We start from the raw sequence: 16,941 nt of genomic DNA on the forward strand, positions 1-16,941 counted from the left end.
GGTATTTTAAAAATAGTTTATAAAATTTTCTATAAAAATCATAATGATATTTTTTATACTATTTATTGTATTACTAATATTTGGCATTCTAAAATTTTAAAATATAGTATTTATTTTCAAAAAAAATACTATATATTTACTCCGCTTTAATTTCTCCACCTTTAACAACAAGACCCTTAGAATCTATCACTACTTCTACTCCACCTGCTTTAATGATAACACAATCTGGTTTAGCATTAATCAATGTTTCTCCTACTTGTATAGTTGCCTCACTATCAGCCTTTAGATAATGAGTTGTTTTTGCATAGGTAGTGATATTATTAGCCACCATACTTGTATTTTTATCGCTTTCAAATCCCATGGATTCATTGCTTGTAAAAAGAATATTGTCTTTACTTTTACAATCTATCTCTTTTTCGCTCAAGACTTGTATTTTATTGCTTGTATTTATATTGTAATAACCTTCTATAATTTCTTTTTTGTTTCCTTTAACATTTCTAGTTTCATCTTTATGTATAATGGTATTTTTGTTTGCGCATATTTCAGTGTCTTTATTTTCTCCTATATATTCACTTGAATTTTTAGCTACTCTTAACTTGTTGTCTACTCCTACATTTAAAGTGTTAGATAATCCAACTATGGTGTCTTTAGATAAACCTACATTTATTAGATACTCAGCACCAACATTGACATTTTTAGCTAAATCTATGGTTTGCGTATGAACTTTTTTAATTCTTTCATTATAAATCCCATCCACCATAGAATCTTTATCATTTAAAATTCTTTGAGTAAAGTTGTGCTGAACCAATTCATCATAGTCTCTTTCTGCTTTTAGATAGATTTGTTCTTTATCTTTTAAGTTGGATAAAGTTAGTTCATTGTATCCTTGTTCATATACTCCTATAGTTTTAGAGCTAATGGAAGTTTTGTGATCATGGTGTGGCAACGATACAAGAGGATCATTTACCCCATTATACAAACTCCCACTAATAAAAGGTTTATCTATATCATCATCTAAAAATGAAATAATAACTTCATCTCCAATTCTAGGTGTATGGTAAAAACCTGAATGATTGCTTGCTATAGGGCTAGCTACTCTTAAGAATGGACTATGGTGATACATGTTTGTTTTATTATCTAATTCTTCTTGATTAGCATAAAGATTAATCCTTACTTTTACTCTTCCATATTCATCTGTATATATGGTATTTCTTTGATTTTCTATATTAGAATCTTCTCCTATAACTATACCCATGGTATTAATTGGAGGTTTTGGTTTAGATTTAAAACTAGGTGTAAAGGTTAAAAAAGATGGGGTAAGGGTTAAATTATTTGTATAAGATTTGCTTAGATTTAAGTCTTTAATATTTAAATTATCATTGGTATTGATAGTATTAGCTAAAATAGCATCATCAATTAAAATTTGTTCTTTTGCTATAATGGTATATTCTTTGGTGGTTTCTTCTTGAATATTAATTTTAATACTTTCATTTAAACTAAGATGATAAATATTGCTTTTTGCTTTTAGTATATTATTAAGCATAGTATTTCTTTTTTCTTTTAGGGTAGGGGATTGTTTTAAATTAATATTTTGTGTAAAGGAATATTCACTTTCATAAGAATGCTCATTATAATGTGTATTGGCATTTTGTGCTTTAGTGCTTAAGGAATATAAACTTAAAGGTTGTTTGGAATTATTACTAGAATGAGTAAAAGCATTAGTTTGTATTTGTTTTTCTTTATTTAGTGCGTAAATACAAGTTTCATTAAGATGGTTGTTGATATTAGGATTAAAAACTATATCTTTTATTTTGCCTTTATGAGTATAAAAATCATAAAAATAAATATTATCTTTATCTTCATAAAAATAAATACCATGATTGTGTGCTAATCTTGTGATAAATTCTAAATCACTTTCATTGTATTGAGAAATCAATTCTTTAGTTTCATATATATGATGAATATTAGAAAAATCAATGTTTTTATTTAGCTTGGTGTTATAATAGGCTAAGGTTTGTTTAATTACTTCTATTATGTTTGTATGAGTATAAATACGATTTGCTTTATTAAAATCAAGTCTTATTAAAGGAGAATGCAAGTTAAACTTAAAAAAATGTTTATGGTTTAATTGTTTAAAATTTTCTTTTACAATATTGCTAGCACTACCTTGATTAACACCTAAATAGTCAACATAAGATATTATTCCCCGATAAATCATATCAATATTAGTTGAAAAGTCTATCTTTTTGTTTTCATAAGGATTTTTAATTATAAGTGAAGCTTCTTTATCAATAAGCATATTAGGATTAAATTCAATATTATCATCACTAAAAATATCATTATTGATATTTTCATAAAAACCTTCACATTCACATAAGAAGATCTGATCCAAGCTTTCTTTTATAATGGCTTTTGTGATTTTAAAATCAAGTTTGTTAATTTTTAAATTAAGATAAGAGTTGTTTGTATTCATTAAAAAAACCTTTGTTGGTATTGGGATTTATTGGGATTATTTTTAATGAAAGTGATAAGGATATTAAATAGCATATAAAGCTCATTGTTTAGCAATGAGCTTATTGTGTTACGAATTTGCTTCTCTCCAATCATCACTTCCGCTTGTTCCAGCCGCTGTATGCTCCCAAATAACTTTTCTGTAATTTAAGGATACCTTAAAAAGCTCTGTTTTGTCATGATTGTTTGCTTCTTGAGCATTTGGCATTACTAAGGTAATATCTGTAATGATAGCATCTTCTAATTTAGTTGTAAAAAAATGTTCTTGTCCACCACTTGTTGATGTTCTAAACCAATGAACTTCAACACTCGGAAGTCTTTCACCTTTTGTAAGTGCATTGTAAAGTAGAGGAACTGCTTTGTTTAGAGAGCAAGTGAAAGTAAAAGGCTTATGAACTCTTTGTCCTGATGGTTGTCCACTTTGTTGATCAACTGGAACTGTTACAATATGAGAAATTTCTTGAGCCATAATCTCGTCTTCGTGTCCTGCTTGATAGCGATTTCCTATACTTGCTTCTGTAGAAGCACCACTTGAAATAAGTCCTTGTGTTGAACCTTCGATTTTGATATATGCTGGTTGTGCCATGTTTTTCCTTATGATTATAATTTTAACTTTATATTTATATTAAAAGCTTTTAATATTTTAATACAAAATAAGTAAAAATAATATAAAATTAATAAATAGAAATAAAAATTATTTGAATTTATATTAGGAAAAATTATGTTTCAAAAAATAATGCAAATTTTAAAATCTAGGATTTTCGTAATCACATTAATACTTATTATTTTAGTTGTCTTAAGTTTATTTTTTTGGGCTTATGGTTCTTTATTTGCGTTTAATGAAATTTATGTTTTTAGTAATTCTTATTTAAGATTTGGGATAATTTTTATATTTTGGTGTTGTATTTTTTTGTTTTTCCTTTTAAAGCCTTTAAGTAATTTTATAAAATCTTTTAAGGATGACAAAAGAATAAGACTTAAAGAAATTAAAAAAGAATCTAATGAATTTTTATACAAAGCAAAAAGAAATTTCTTTATCGCATTAAAAGATGCCAAACAAACATGGAAAAAAGATATCAACACTAAAAATTTGCCTCTTGTTGTTATTGTGGGAAATGAAGGTGCTGGTAAAAGTACTTTTATAAATTATTCTGATATAGAATATCCTTTAAGTGATAGTTTAGAATCATATAAAAAGATGCATAAGTCCACCAATAATTTTAGCTTATATGTTTCCAAGAAAGGCGCTTTGCTTGATACTGAGGGAAATTATTTTTCTCAAGAAGATTTTTTTCATCCTAATAGTAGCGATGAGTTACCCGAAGATGATATAGAGAAAAATAGAGACTTTTTAATTAAAAAGAGCATTTGGCAAAATTTTTTAAAATTTTTAAATAAGAATTATTTTCATAGTAAATTAAATGGCATTATTTTAATAATTGATACTCGATTGTTTTTGGAAAACACAAAAGAATATTCTAATAATTTAATTCGTTACTTAACAAAAAGGGTGCATGAGTGTGAAAAAATTTTAGGTGTACAATTACCTATTTATGTTGTTTTTTCAAAATTAGATTTGATAGAAGGTATGAGAGAATTTTTTGATATTTTTAATGAAAAAATTCAAAAAAAAGCTTTTGGTATAAGTTTTACAGAACATTTTAAAGAAGAAGATATTCAAAAGTCTTTTGAAGAGATAAGCAAATCTTTGTTTTTACGTTTTGTTGATAAAAATTCTTCTATATACACTATAGAGGAAAAAAATAAAATTTATTTATTTTTAAAGCAGTTGGATAATTTATTTGTATTGAGCAAAGACTTTATCGTGCAATTCCAAAATGAAAATATTTTAAAAAATAGTTCAGTTTTAAGAGGGGTATATTATGTAAGTGCTTATCAAGAAAATGTGCCAAGAAATTTTATGCTTGATACAATTTGTGAAAAGTATAATATAAAAAAACCATTAGCTCAAGTAAAACAGTCTTTTAGTAAGCAAAGTTATTTTGTTCAGTCTTTGCTTGAAGATATTGTCTTTAAAGATTCATCGCTAAGTAGAATTAAAAGTTTTTACAAAAAGATATCGCTTGTGGGTCTAACTATATTTTTGAGTTGTATGACTTATTTTATTTCATCTTATTTTATTCTTAAAAGTGAGCAAGAAAAGAAAATATCTCAAAGTGTTTATACAGATCTTTCATTTTTGTTGAAAAATATGCAAGATTACCCCATGATGAGTATAGAAGAGAAAGCAAAATTATTAGTTGATTTAAGAAATATACTAAGTGTATATCCACAATTAATCGAAAAGGCAAGTTTGTTTGAATATTTTAGCTTAAACATAACATATAAAGGCTTTAAAAAAGCACAAAATTTATATTATAAAATTAGTGAAGATGTGTTGAAAAATACCCTATTAAAAGAAATGGAAATAATATTACAAACTGATGATAATTATGATAACTTAATTAAAACTTTATATGTATATAAATCATTGTTTGAGCAAAAATATCTTGATAAAGATTTATTAAAAATATGGATTAATGAAAATTGGAATTTTTTAGAAAAATATAAAATTTCTAAAGAAAATTTTCTATCTGGTATCGATGAACTTCAAAAGATTGATTTAAGCACTTCTCAGCAAGATGACATTTCGGTTAAATTATCTATTGAAAAACTATATAATGTAGCAAAAATTCAAAGAATATATACTTTATTTAACTTTATCATTCTAGATAAAAATAATAAAGTATATAATTTTAAAAATGAATTAGGATTTGCTGCTAACAATGTTTTCTCAGAGTCTATTAAAATTGATAGTATTGAAGAAATTTACACAAAAAAAGGTATGGCTGACTTTTTGCAAACGTTAAATGTAAAAATAGATAAAGCCATTGAGATTGATTCGTGGATTTTAAATGATTTGTCAAATTCTGAAAATAGAAGCAATATGGCAATGGGAATTATTAAAATTTATTTAACGCAATATCAAAATAAATGGCAAGAAATTTTAAATTCACTTGCACCAAAAAAGTTTATTTCCAAAAGTTCTATGCTAAATGAACTTAATATACTATCTAAAAAAGAAAATCCTTTAATGAATTTTATAAAAATTGTTAGTGTAAATACCAATCTTAACGATGCTACCTTACTAACTCAAGCATATAATCTCGGTGTTAATGCTGCTGAAATAAAGACAAGTTTTATGGGGATTACTAGTTCGTTTGATGCTTATCATAAAATTATAGAACAAAATTCTATTTTAAATACGGGTGCTACTGCTGTAGGTTTAGATGTTGGAAGTCATCAAAAAACCATGGAATTAATAAATACAGATTTGTCTAATATTCATAAAAAAATAACTGACTTTACAACAAATAACTCGCAAACTATTGAGGAAAAAATAAAATACGCTTTAAGCGATAGTAAAGATTCTAGCGACCCATTTAGTTCTCTTGAACAAAATATTAAAAATTTACCAAGTGAATTGGAAAAATATTATGCAACTCTTTCTTTGTATGCTTGGAATATTATAGAAAACCATGGAGTTTCTTTGTTTAATACTGTTTGGTTAAATGAAGTTTATACACCATTTGTTAATGATATAGCTCCTTTTTATCCTTTTAATTTATTAAGTTCGCAAGATTTGAGTATAGATTCTTTTAAAAATTTCTTTGGTAAAAATGGAATTTTAAATAAGTTTTATGAGAAATATTTGACAAATGTTCTAATTAAAAGAAAAAATGTTTACTCTATTAATTCTAAATTTAGCTCAAGATTAACTTTTTCCAAAGAATTTTTGGATTTTATTACTAAGGCTGGTAATTTATCAGGGTTAATGCTAAATGCAAATGATGTAATGAGAGTGCGTTTTACTTTACAAAGTCTTGACTTAAGTGCCGATTTTTCTTTTGTAAAGGTTCAGTATAATGATACTTCTATTATATATGATCACACATTGCATACAAAATTAGATGTTATAACTGATGAATTTAACAATGGAACTAGTTTTGATTTCACTGCGTATTCTTATTTAGATGCTAATATAAATTACACAAAATCATATAAAGGAGAATGGGCTTGGTATAAATTATTACAGGAAAGTAAAAATTTAAATTCATCTTATAGTGTTTTATTTAATGACAATAAAAAAATGTATTTTGATTTCAAGCTTAACAACAATAACTCAGATGTTAATAATATAATTAAAATATTAAGCGATTTTAAAATAGTAGAAAATATAACAAAGGCTCAAAATGATAGATAAAGAAACCATAGGATTAATAATTGAAAATATTGACGAAAATATTACAAAAACAGTAGCTTGTGTATTTGATGAAACTGGTGGACTTGTTGGATCAAGTCCAGAATGTTTATTTTGGATACAAGATAAAAATAATTCTGTTAAAGAAAAACATATGAAGATTACTTTTGAAGAAGGTTTTTTTACTATGACGCCTATAGAAGGCAGTGATATTTTTTATAATAATTCTTTTTCTAGATTGGAAGATGGTTATGAAATTATTATCAACAAAGGCGATGTTCTAAAGTTAGGTCTTATTGAGTTGCGTTTTGTTGATTCAAAAGAGATTAAACAAGAAACTTTAAAGCAAGCAAAAGAAATAAAAGAAATAGAAAAACACACACAGATGGATGAAATAGAGCTAAAACCTAGAGGAAAAATAGATGGTTTAGATTTTAAGGCAAAAGAAAACATTAAAGAACTTATTGAAACAAAAATAGATTATAGTTTTATAGAGGATAATAATATTAAAAATTCTGAAGTTATTATAGAATCTAATTCTTCTGTTAATTTAGATTTTACTTATGAAAATATAGAAAAAATTTTAGATAAATTGCAAAATGAATTATCACAAAATCGTAAAAAAACAATACTAAATGATAATTTTCAAAAATTAAATATAGATGATTTTCAAACAGTTATTTCAAAAATTCCGCTTATTAAAGATATAAAACTAATTAATCTTGTTGTGTTAAAATTAATTACTAAAGAATTGTATTCGCCTGTATTTAAAGAGATGGAAGAAGATATTTTTATGACTTATTTGCAAAACGCCTTGCAAAATATCATCAAAAATGATCAAAATATATTTGAAAATTTGACTTTACTGTCTTTAAATAAATACAAAGAAAAATAATTTTTTTTCAAAGTAAAGTAAGATAATTTTCCAAAATTAATTTTAAAAAGGAGTATTAAATGAAAATCACAATGATAATTCTAAGCTTGTTTTCTTTAGTATCTTTAGGTGCATGTGCTTTTAAAGAAAATAAAGCAAGTGAATTAGAAACTCTTGCAAGTAATTATGGTGGAATTTATATCTTTGATAAAAAAATAAGAGAAGAGATATTGGAATTAGAGAAAAAAAGAGAAGAATTTCGTAGCAAGTATTTAGGGAGTGAAATCAAAGTAGGAAATGAAACTCATTTTGTGAATTTTTCTTATTTGAAGAAAAAATTCCCTCAAGTCCTTTCTAATGGTTGTAAATATTATCGTAGTGATTATAGATATAAAGGTAAAGCTAATTTTGGTTTCAAAGATAAACCCGAATTTGCATACTATGAAGATCAATTTAAAGCATATATGGGTGAAGAAAACTATAAAAAATTAAGACCTTATTTAGGTATGACAACTTATTATGTGTGTGAGGGTAAAAAATATCCTATTGTTTTTGCTACTATGATAGATTATAAAGTAAAAAGTTATGGATTATTTGGAGATGAAGGAAGAGGATTTAGCTTTTCTAGCATTAGTCGTAAAAGTGCAGGAGGAGGATCTTTTCATTATTTTACTAATGGTAAATTTATAAAAAGTGATGAAAAATATACAGGACAAAGTTACTGATGAACCCTAAAGAACTTATCTCTCAAATCAAAGACTATGCTGATATAGCAGATGCTAGCTATGCTATGCTTGATTTAATCGATGAGAATGATGAAAAAGGTTTTTTTGATAGTGCTTTTACTCCTCCTTTGTGGCTTTATGCAGATGGCATAAAGTTAGGGTATGAGATAGAAGATAAACATATTCAAAATGAATCTTCAAAAAGTTTAATTTTAAAAAATAAACGTGAAATAGGAGATCCTACAGCTTATGCTACCATTATAGAAGCTAGATTTTCTGCTGATCTTGTCTTTAAAAAACCTAGAAAAGACAATGAAACTTTAGATGAGGATCAAGTTATTGGAAATAAAGCGCAAAGCTTTATTTATAGAAATCAAGAAGACAAAGAAGCAAAAGATCAAAAAAACCTACTGGCTTTAAATTTTAAAGAACAAAAAGAATATCCTGATAATTTCAGACATCATCTTAGCCCACGCACTAAAAACTTTGTATCTCGTTATGAAGTTATAGATCATGTGAAAAATACTAGCATTAGTGGTTATTCTCATACTGTTTTTAAAGATACAAGTAAAAATGATAATACTTATATCTTGGCTTTTCGTGGCACTGAAACAGGTGGAACACAGCTATTAAAAGATGCATTTTTTACAGATGGTTTTATTGCTTTGAGGCTTGGAATTCCACAAGTGGTGTCTTTGATGAATTATAGTGATGAAGTTTTAAAAATCATTAGAGAAAAGCATGGGAGTGATAATTTTAAAATAGATGTTGTGGGGCATTCTTTAGGAGGACATTTGGCTCAATGTTTTTGTATCTTTGGGCAAAAAAAATATATTCAAAAACTTTATACTTATAATGGAGCTGGTATAGAAGGTGCTGTAGTAAGTCTTGTAAATATTTTTATTAGAGTTATTAGAGTTGTTTTTAAATTACTCATTAAAGGTATTAAAAAACTTTTTGGTTTTGGTATGACTAGAAAAACTTTAGATAATTGCTCTAAAGTTTTAAATGTGGAAAATGGAACCGATGGTTTGATCGAAGAATGTAAAAATTCACAAGGACAAATAGATCAAAAAAGACTTGATGAATGTGCTTTAAATATAAAACAAGCAAGTAAAGGCAAAACAAGTATAGAAATACATCATATAGAAACTATAGCTAAACCTATCCCTGATAAAGAAGATTTTTCACGAGAATATAGACAAGCATTAGAGTCATCAAGATCTGTGATAGCTGATTTGGGTTATAAATATGGCTTAGATATTAAAGATAAGTTTGATTATAAAAATACAGACAAGTTGCATTTAATTCATATAGGAGAGCTTGAAAAAAATTATTTACTAACTAGCCATTTTATGTATAATATAGTTTGGGCGAGTTATTTTTATGAGCATTTGATAAAAAATAATGAAAATATCAAAGAATTTAAAAAGGATATTGCTTGTGCTATGGATTATCTAAATTCTTATGCACAAAATTTAATCGACTTAAGTGAGAAAAATAAGCTTTTACCAGGAGATCAAATAAATATCCAAGATGAAAATCAAAATTATATTAGCGTAGTATTGGATAAAATTTTTGATAACTTGTGTAAAAATAGCGTATATAACAAGAAAGAATTTAATCTTATCTATAAAGATATACAAGAGTTGTTTTATGTAGGTGAATATAAAAATGTAAATAAATTTGTTATTCCTGATTCTTTTTTGGTTTTGGAAGCTATGCAATTTTATATAAAAATACTGGATAAACCTATATTAGAAAAATTATCTAATAAGGACTTCAAGCAAGATTTAGATCATGCTGAAGCAGTTTATAAGTGGTTGCCTTTTATTGTTAAAGATAAAAATAATCAAAAAATACTTACAGAAGATAATATAGGGAAAATCTTAAATTATAACTCTGAGTGCTTTAAATGTCTTAGCTTGGAAAATGATTTGGATTTTTTTCAAGCTAGAAAAAAGCAAATGATTAATTTGATTTATGAAAATAATTGCACAAGCTATTATCTTAATAAAAACCAACCCATTAAAACAAAAGTAAAATTTAATTCTTCAAGTTCGACTATATTTGTTAATTTACCAAAAGAAGAAGTTTTTATTTTTTCTAATTGTAGGGATTTGATTGATTGTGATGAGATTTATAAAAGAGTAGCTACTAAAGTAGGTGTTGCAGTTGAAGAACTCCAAAACTACCAAGCTTATATCTTTTTAAACTCCACCCTCCTTACAGGCTCAAGTGAACTTCCTAACAATCCTTTTTACTTTGGAGAATTAGATCAAGATAATGCCATAAAACAAGATACACCTAGTTATTATTTTTCTCCTAAAGATGAAGATAGTGGCAAAGGAAAACTTAGCATCTTTTATAAAAATGATGAACTTTGCTTGCTTAATTATTCTATTATAGAAAATTCTTTAAATATCAAATTAGAATGTTTAAGCAAGCAAAGTTTAGAGTATAAAGACTTAATTTCAAACACTCTAAAAGAACAAAAAACCATACAAATAAATAAAAAACAAGCTATAGCTAAACTTCATGCCCTTTTAGAAAATCAAAACCTAGAATGTATCCATGGAGGTAAAGTCATACTTCAATCAAACAAAGGAAAAACTTTTAAAGATAGTGGTGTGCCTATTATGCTAGAAAGTGATTTGCTTAATTCTAGCATAAGTGGTTGTCCTAATACTATAGGAAAAGTAAGTTATCCTTGCACCAAGGTAGTAGATGTTAAAGGCTCTTTATCTCAAAAGAAAGTTAATAATGAATATGTAATCTTACAAGAACTCATCTCAGCTTGTGTCACAGATAAAGGCTTTCCTTTAAAAGTAAGCTTTGTACCTACTAAGTTTAAATTTGATCATAGTTTTAATCCTAAGGATGGTTTAGCAAAACAAAGCAAAAATCAAACAAAGCTAAAAGAGCCTATAATAAGACTTCATTATAAAAGTGATAGATTTCAAAAAGATAACCTACCTATCTATAACCTTTTAATCAATAATGAAAAAAAAGAACAAAATAAAGCTTTAAGTGAATTAAATATAGATCAAAAAGATTTAAAAGATATAGAAGATGTTAATATTCTTAATCAATTCAAACAAGACTTTAGTAAAGATTATGAATTTAAAGAATTAAATTTTAGTTTTGATACTAATTTAATCAAACTTTATTTTATTATCCCAAAAAATATTGCTAAAGTTTATAAAAGTGCTTATAAAGAATTTGAATATAAAGATTTAGGAGCAGGGTATTTTACACAGCTACATGAGTATGATAAAATCATCAAAAATTCCCTAGAAGATAATAAAGAATTAAACGAATATCATTTTAGTTTTTTAGCTCCTGCAAAAATGCAAAATTTAAAATTTCAAATCGCAAATGGACTAGATGAGATCTTAGAAGATGAAGATAGAAAACAAGAGCTTTATGTTTGTAAATTTGTAGTAGTGAATGGGATTAAAATATGAAAATAAAAGATTTCACCTTAATTACATCAAATCATAATTTGGAAATTGAGTTAAAAAATCTTACCGAAAATGCTAATAAAATTATTTTTATATGTGGTGATTTTGATGGATATAAAGAAGCTAAGAATTCTTTGTATAAGACACTACATACTATTGAATATAAATTTAAAAGTAACAAGAAAAAAACTTTTAAAATCATACATTTAAATCAAGCTAATAAAGATGAAATCACAAAAGAACAAAAATTTAGCTCTGATAAAAATTTATCTAGTATTAAAAAAATTATCTTTAATAATTTAAATTTTTTAAATGATGTAATCAATCAAAACAAAAATAAAACACTCAATAAAATTATTGATGAGAGCAATGAAAAAAATATTGAAAATTTTTTAAAAGGAATTCAAAAAGAATTAAATGCATTATTAAAAAATATCAAAGAATCTGATTATTTTGAGCAAGAGATTAAACCAAAGATACAACTTACCCTAGATACACTTTTTAATACACTTTTAAAAAATATCACTCAATCTAATGATGATGAATATAAGCAAATTATTAGAGCTATAGCAAAATTTTTTATCAATATATTAGATTCTGTAACCAATCTTAAAAAACCTATCTCTTTAGTTAAAAAAAATCCTTATGTTTTTGTTGTAAATACATTATTTGAAGTTTATAATTCTTCTTCTGACTATCAAGAGTATAAGGAACAAAAATATTATTATGATTTTGCTTATCCACTTTTAGAGCTTATTACTAGTAAGCTTTATCCTATTATCGCTTTGTGTAATGAAGAAATTTTATCTGATGTATTGATTATAGATGATAAAGTATTATTAGATTTTTCATCTTATTCTAATGCACCTTCTATTAGTCTTTATAAAAATAGTTTTTATAAAGTTATTTTAGATGAAGAATTTCAAGGTATTTTTGATCATTTTTTAGAAAATAATCCAAAAATTGAAAATGAAAAGTTAGATAATACGCTTTTGATTAATTCTAGTTTAAAAAATTTTGATACAACATTAAAAAAAGCAATCAATTCAAATATCTCTGAACTTAATCATTTCTTTTATGCAGAATATCCTGATTTAAATTCTTCCATACTAGTAGAAATGATACTAGATAAAAAAAATACTGATCAAATCAATACAACAAAAATGGGTAAAAATTATTTGTTTATTACCAATCCACCACAGCTTAACAATGCAGCACTTTGTGAAGATTTGTATCAAAAAAAATTAGGAGCAATAATAAAAAATCGCCCAAAAGCTCTTACAAAAAATGAAAAACTTGGGTTAAAAGAACAATTTCCTAGTAAAAGAGATTATGGTTCTTATTTTATAGAAAGAGATGTTAAAAAGGGAGATGATTTTGTATTGCAGCTTTGTCCTTTTGTGAAACTTGATGGACAGATTTATCAAAAATATAAAAGGTATTTTAATTTTTATAATCAACCATATTCTCGGTTATTGTTTGATTTATTAGAGAGTACAAAACAATCAGTTGAGCAAGATTTTGCTTATATTGATAGCTTTTTTAAATTACCCAAAGAACTGGAAGAAATTAGCGAAAAAGAAAAAGAAAAAGTAAAAGAATATATCGGGCTTTTTAATAATTATTTAGATAATATCAATTCTGATTATGATCAAATGCAATTTTTTCTTGAGTTAGATCCATCAATATCCAAAACATATGAAAATGTAGATTTTAAGAAATACTCACCTTTAACGGTTGTTTTATTGACTTTGACTTTGTATGTTTTACAAAAAGACTTAGCTTCTACACAAGAATATTCTCTTGGTGTTAAAAATATTGTAATTCCAAATTTAGATTATGGTGATAAAGAAATTTCACTTAATTATCAAAAGATTAAAATACCAAATTATTTTAATGAGTATATTTCATTTATCCCTGATGATATTTATTTTTATGATAATGATAAAAAAATTTACATCTTTTTATCTAAAGAATTAAATAAAAATAAAAAAGAAGATGAAGTTATTTATTTAGATGAATTAGCTAAAGCTATGTTTGAAAATGATTTTGAAGAAGATGATCAAACTTATGTGAATTTTTTAAAAACCTTAAATGAAAGCTTTGATGAGGAAATTGAATTTAAAGAAAATACACAAACAGATAAAACTCTTCCTTTGAAAAAAGATTTAGATAAAAGTATTCAAGAAATTATGCTTGATAATGAACTTGCAAAATTATCCATAGATATCACTTTTTTTAATATCATTAAGCAACTTTTTCCTTTTGCAGAATTTTTTATGAGCCAGCCTGATTTTTTTAAAAAAATGATTTTATTTTTTATAAATTCAAGCTTTGATAAAAAGCATTATGGCAATAAATTATTTTCTAGTTTTAAAGCACATTTTTTTAAAGAACTAGGGATATTTTATGCACTTAATCCTAAAGGGCATTTTATAAAAATTAATCCAAAAAATAAAAAGCCACTCAATAAGCTTTTTTTATATCAAATAGGAACAAATTATTATTATTTTAATCAATTAGAATATGCAAGCGAGTTGAAAAAGTCAAAGAGTTTTTCAAGATTGGATAAAGCTAAGCAAATTCATTTGATATCAAAAGTAAAAAAACAATTAGCTATTGATTTTTCTATTAAAGTAAGTAAAAATTTAAGTGTAGATGTGTTAAAAAATTTAGCAGGATCTTTTATCGATACACTTTTGCCTACAAATTATGAAAGATTAAAAATTTTATATGAAAAATTAATGTATGAAAAATTTACTTACAATTATGATTTTCCTTTAGCTGTAAAAAAAGAAGAATACTTAACCTATCCTTTATTGATAAATTCTAGATTTATGAGTTTTGATTTATCTGAGTTTATTTTTGGTTCTTTATTATGCACGGGTGGGCTTAATTATTATCCTAGTATTGCTTGTGCTACGACTTCAAGCAAAGCTAGGGAATTTGCCTTAAAAAGACTTTTATCTTATATTATTTTAGATGAGAAAAGAAGTGCTTTTAAGGAAGATAAAATCAATGAGGGCAAATACATCTTAAATGATAAGGAATTTTTTGAAGAAAACAATATAGAACTTAGAAAATGTAATATATATAAGCTAGAGCATTTTCAAAGAAAAGAAGAGTATAAAACACAACACCCAGTGATAAAACAACACCCTATCTTAGCTTATAATGATGCTATACAAATTTTATATGAATATGCAAATGGTATTTATAGCACTACTCAAGATGAAAAGGGTAAGTTCATAGAAGATAGGCAAAAAGCAAGAAGATTAATGGAAAATTTAGAAGCCATAGGACAACATAATTTAGAAGTGATGTATAAGGGGGTAGGGGATAAGAAGATAAAAAATGAAATTAAGATGAAAGAAGATGATGAAGAAAGCGATGATACTAATAAAGCCCAAGATTATTCTAATAAGTTTATAGGCAGACTAGCCACTACTATAATCATGGAAGATGGTTTGTATATAGGATGAAAGGATAAAAATGAGTGAAACTTATGAAATTTATACACCTAATGGTGGTATATTAGATGTAGAAAAAAAAACGAATAAAATTTTATTATATGATGGGGGAGCTAAGGTAGGCAAATACACCCAAGAATATTCTAAAGCTTTATTTGAAGCTGATCGTATATTAAGAAACTCTCCCTACAAAGACTATCAACCCAGATATTTAGATCCTAATCTTTACACAGGGCAAAGTTCTACTTTACTTGAATTTAAAGATTGGCAAAGTATTTATTTAAAAGATCCTATAAAAGGAGCTATAGCTCCTTGGACTAAAGCAGAAAAAGCTTATTATAAATCTTTAAAAACTAAAAAAGAAAGATATAAGTATTTAGTTATAAGAAGTGGTATAAGAAGTGTTGTTATAGATATACCTTATGAAGCTATAGGGGCTGTAGATGAAAAAGGAAATGTAGATCCTAAATATGAAAAATTATATAGAATAGTAGATGATAATAAACATAATCTAAGATCAAGTTTATTTCATAATGAATGGGGTATGGCAGCAGGAATATTAGGTGATTATAAATATCTAGCTAATGATATGTCTCAAAATGGTTTTAATGCAAGATTTATCCAAGCTACTATACTTTATATACAATTAAGTGGAGGAAGTAGTATATTAGATAAACCTAATTTATTAGGTGCTATTTATGGTTATGCTGATATTGCTGTAGGAAGTGGTTTAGTAGGAGTGCATAAAAATCCTTTAAGAGAACAAGAGATTAAAACCTTAGCTAAGACTTTAAAACCTGATGAATTTGGTATGCTTCCTTTTATAGATGAGATTATGGGAGTAGATTGGGTAATTGATTATAATAAATATGATATAGCTAGTGATCAATTTGGAAGTATGTATAAAGCCTTAAGAAGTGATATAGTTGAGGGTAAGATAAAAGATCCAAGGGATATAGATTCTACTTATGAAAGCAGAAGAGAATTTGATCGCCATAGGGGAGGGTATAAAAATGGTATGAGGCAAGGTTATGAAACTGATACACCTAATGATTGGAGCGAAGAAAGAGCACAACTTTTTAATGATACTTTAATACTACATGCCAAACTCGCAGCCCTAACTCCACCTCAAGGCTATCCTAATGCACCTTATTATTTTACTCCTGAAAATCTAGAATGGTATTATAAAAGACATAAGCTTGATAGACTCCTTGATCCAAGAATTCCTGCCATATATAGATATAATTTCCCGCAAGAACTTCGAGCTAAAATACTAGCTTATGCTAAAGAACATAATATAAAAGAGTAAAAATAATGAATTTCATTAGCCACTACTATAATCATGGAAGATGGTTTGTATATAGGTTAATTAAAGAAAGGAAAAACAATGCAAAAAATACTTCAAATTGATTTAGAAAAAAGAAAAGCTTTAGAGAATTTAAAAAATTTAAGCTTATTGGGTTTTGGTGGAGTTATGTTATTTAATCTAAATAAAGATGATTTGATTAAAGATAATGATATTTTTTCTATGCATAATATGAATCATTTTTTACAACTTAGTTTAGATCAATTTTACATACCTAATGCTTTTTTAAATATTTTAGAATTTTTACATATTAAAAAACATATTGATATA

At 25.8% G+C, this 16,941-nt stretch carries 8 protein-coding genes and 1 pseudogene; 7 read left to right on the forward strand and 2 right to left on the reverse strand.

The genetic code is table 11. The annotated features are described in order from the left end of the window. Nucleotides 1–136: 136 nt before the first annotated feature. Together CAMP5121_RS07635 and CAMP5121_RS07640 are read right to left on the reverse strand one after the other, a co-directional pair. Nucleotides 137–2,473: a type VI secretion system Vgr family protein gene (locus tag CAMP5121_RS07635; protein WP_114640353.1), complete on the reverse strand. Its 2,337-nt coding sequence runs from the start codon at nucleotides 2,471–2,473 to the stop codon at nucleotides 137–139. 108 nt (nucleotides 2,474–2,581) lie between these two features. Further along, nucleotides 2,582–3,097 (reverse strand): Hcp family type VI secretion system effector, encoded by a 516-nt coding sequence (locus CAMP5121_RS07640; protein WP_039626225.1) that lies wholly within the window; start codon nucleotides 3,095–3,097, stop codon nucleotides 2,582–2,584. A 135-nt stretch (nucleotides 3,098–3,232) separates the two neighbouring features. Between CAMP5121_RS07640 and tssM the strand changes: the two genes are divergently transcribed. The 7 genes and pseudogenes from tssM to CAMP5121_RS07675 form a co-directional block, all read left to right on the forward strand. Beyond that, nucleotides 3,233–6,775: a type VI secretion system membrane subunit TssM gene (tssM, locus tag CAMP5121_RS07645; RefSeq protein WP_337215256.1), complete on the forward strand. Its 3,543-nt coding sequence runs from the start codon at nucleotides 3,233–3,235 to the stop codon at nucleotides 6,773–6,775. Next, nucleotides 6,765–7,667 (forward strand): hypothetical protein, encoded by a 903-nt coding sequence (locus CAMP5121_RS07650; protein WP_337215257.1) that lies wholly within the window; start codon nucleotides 6,765–6,767, stop codon nucleotides 7,665–7,667. The genes tssM and CAMP5121_RS07650 overlap by 11 nt, the downstream gene beginning before the upstream one ends. 290 nt (nucleotides 7,668–7,957) lie before the next feature. Continuing rightward, on the forward strand, nucleotides 7,958–8,371 hold the full coding sequence (locus CAMP5121_RS07655) for a tRNA 2-selenouridine synthase (protein WP_337215261.1): 414 nt from the start codon (nucleotides 7,958–7,960) through the stop codon (nucleotides 8,369–8,371). Then, nucleotides 8,371–11,838, forward strand: a complete 3,468-nt coding sequence (locus CAMP5121_RS07660) for a hypothetical protein (RefSeq protein ID WP_337215258.1) — start codon at nucleotides 8,371–8,373, stop codon at nucleotides 11,836–11,838. The genes CAMP5121_RS07655 and CAMP5121_RS07660 overlap by 1 nt, the downstream gene beginning before the upstream one ends. Next, a complete protein-coding gene (locus tag CAMP5121_RS07665; protein WP_337215259.1) occupies nucleotides 11,835–15,317 on the forward strand; it encodes a hypothetical protein in 3,483 nt (1,160 codons plus the stop codon). Before CAMP5121_RS07660 ends, CAMP5121_RS07665 begins: the two co-directional genes overlap by 4 nt. A gap of 10 nt (nucleotides 15,318–15,327) precedes the next feature. After that, the gene (locus tag CAMP5121_RS07670) at nucleotides 15,328–16,614 is read left to right on the forward strand and encodes a hypothetical protein (protein ID WP_337215260.1); all 1,287 of its coding nucleotides are present in this window, start codon (nucleotides 15,328–15,330) and stop codon (nucleotides 16,612–16,614) included. A gap of 78 nt (nucleotides 16,615–16,692) precedes the next feature. Further along, nucleotides 16,693–16,941: pseudogene (locus CAMP5121_RS07675) on the forward strand (hypothetical protein); the annotation flags it as partial.

This window comes from Campylobacter sp. 2352 PW, from assembly GCF_024723575.1.
In the GTDB taxonomy this organism is placed as follows: Bacteria; Campylobacterota; Campylobacteria; order Campylobacterales; family Campylobacteraceae; genus Campylobacter_D.

Excerpts from the sequence above, each read along its gene's own strand:
- CAMP5121_RS07650 (WP_337215257.1), top strand. The coding sequence starts at position 6,765 with ATGATAGATAAAGAAACCATAGGATTAATAATTGAAAATATTGACGAA.
- CAMP5121_RS07670 (WP_337215260.1), top strand. The coding sequence starts at position 15,328 with ATGAGTGAAACTTATGAAATTTATACACCTAATGGTGGTATATTAGAT.
- tssM (WP_337215256.1), top strand. The coding sequence starts at position 3,233 with ATGTTTCAAAAAATAATGCAAATTTTAAAATCTAGGATTTTCGTAATC.
- CAMP5121_RS07665 (WP_337215259.1), top strand. The coding sequence starts at position 11,835 with ATGAAAATAAAAGATTTCACCTTAATTACATCAAATCATAATTTGGAA.
- CAMP5121_RS07640 (WP_039626225.1), bottom strand. The coding sequence starts at position 3,097 with ATGGCACAACCAGCATATATCAAAATCGAAGGTTCAACACAAGGACTT.
- CAMP5121_RS07635 (WP_114640353.1), bottom strand. The coding sequence starts at position 2,473 with ATGAATACAAACAACTCTTATCTTAATTTAAAAATTAACAAACTTGAT.
- CAMP5121_RS07660 (WP_337215258.1), top strand. The coding sequence starts at position 8,371 with ATGAACCCTAAAGAACTTATCTCTCAAATCAAAGACTATGCTGATATA.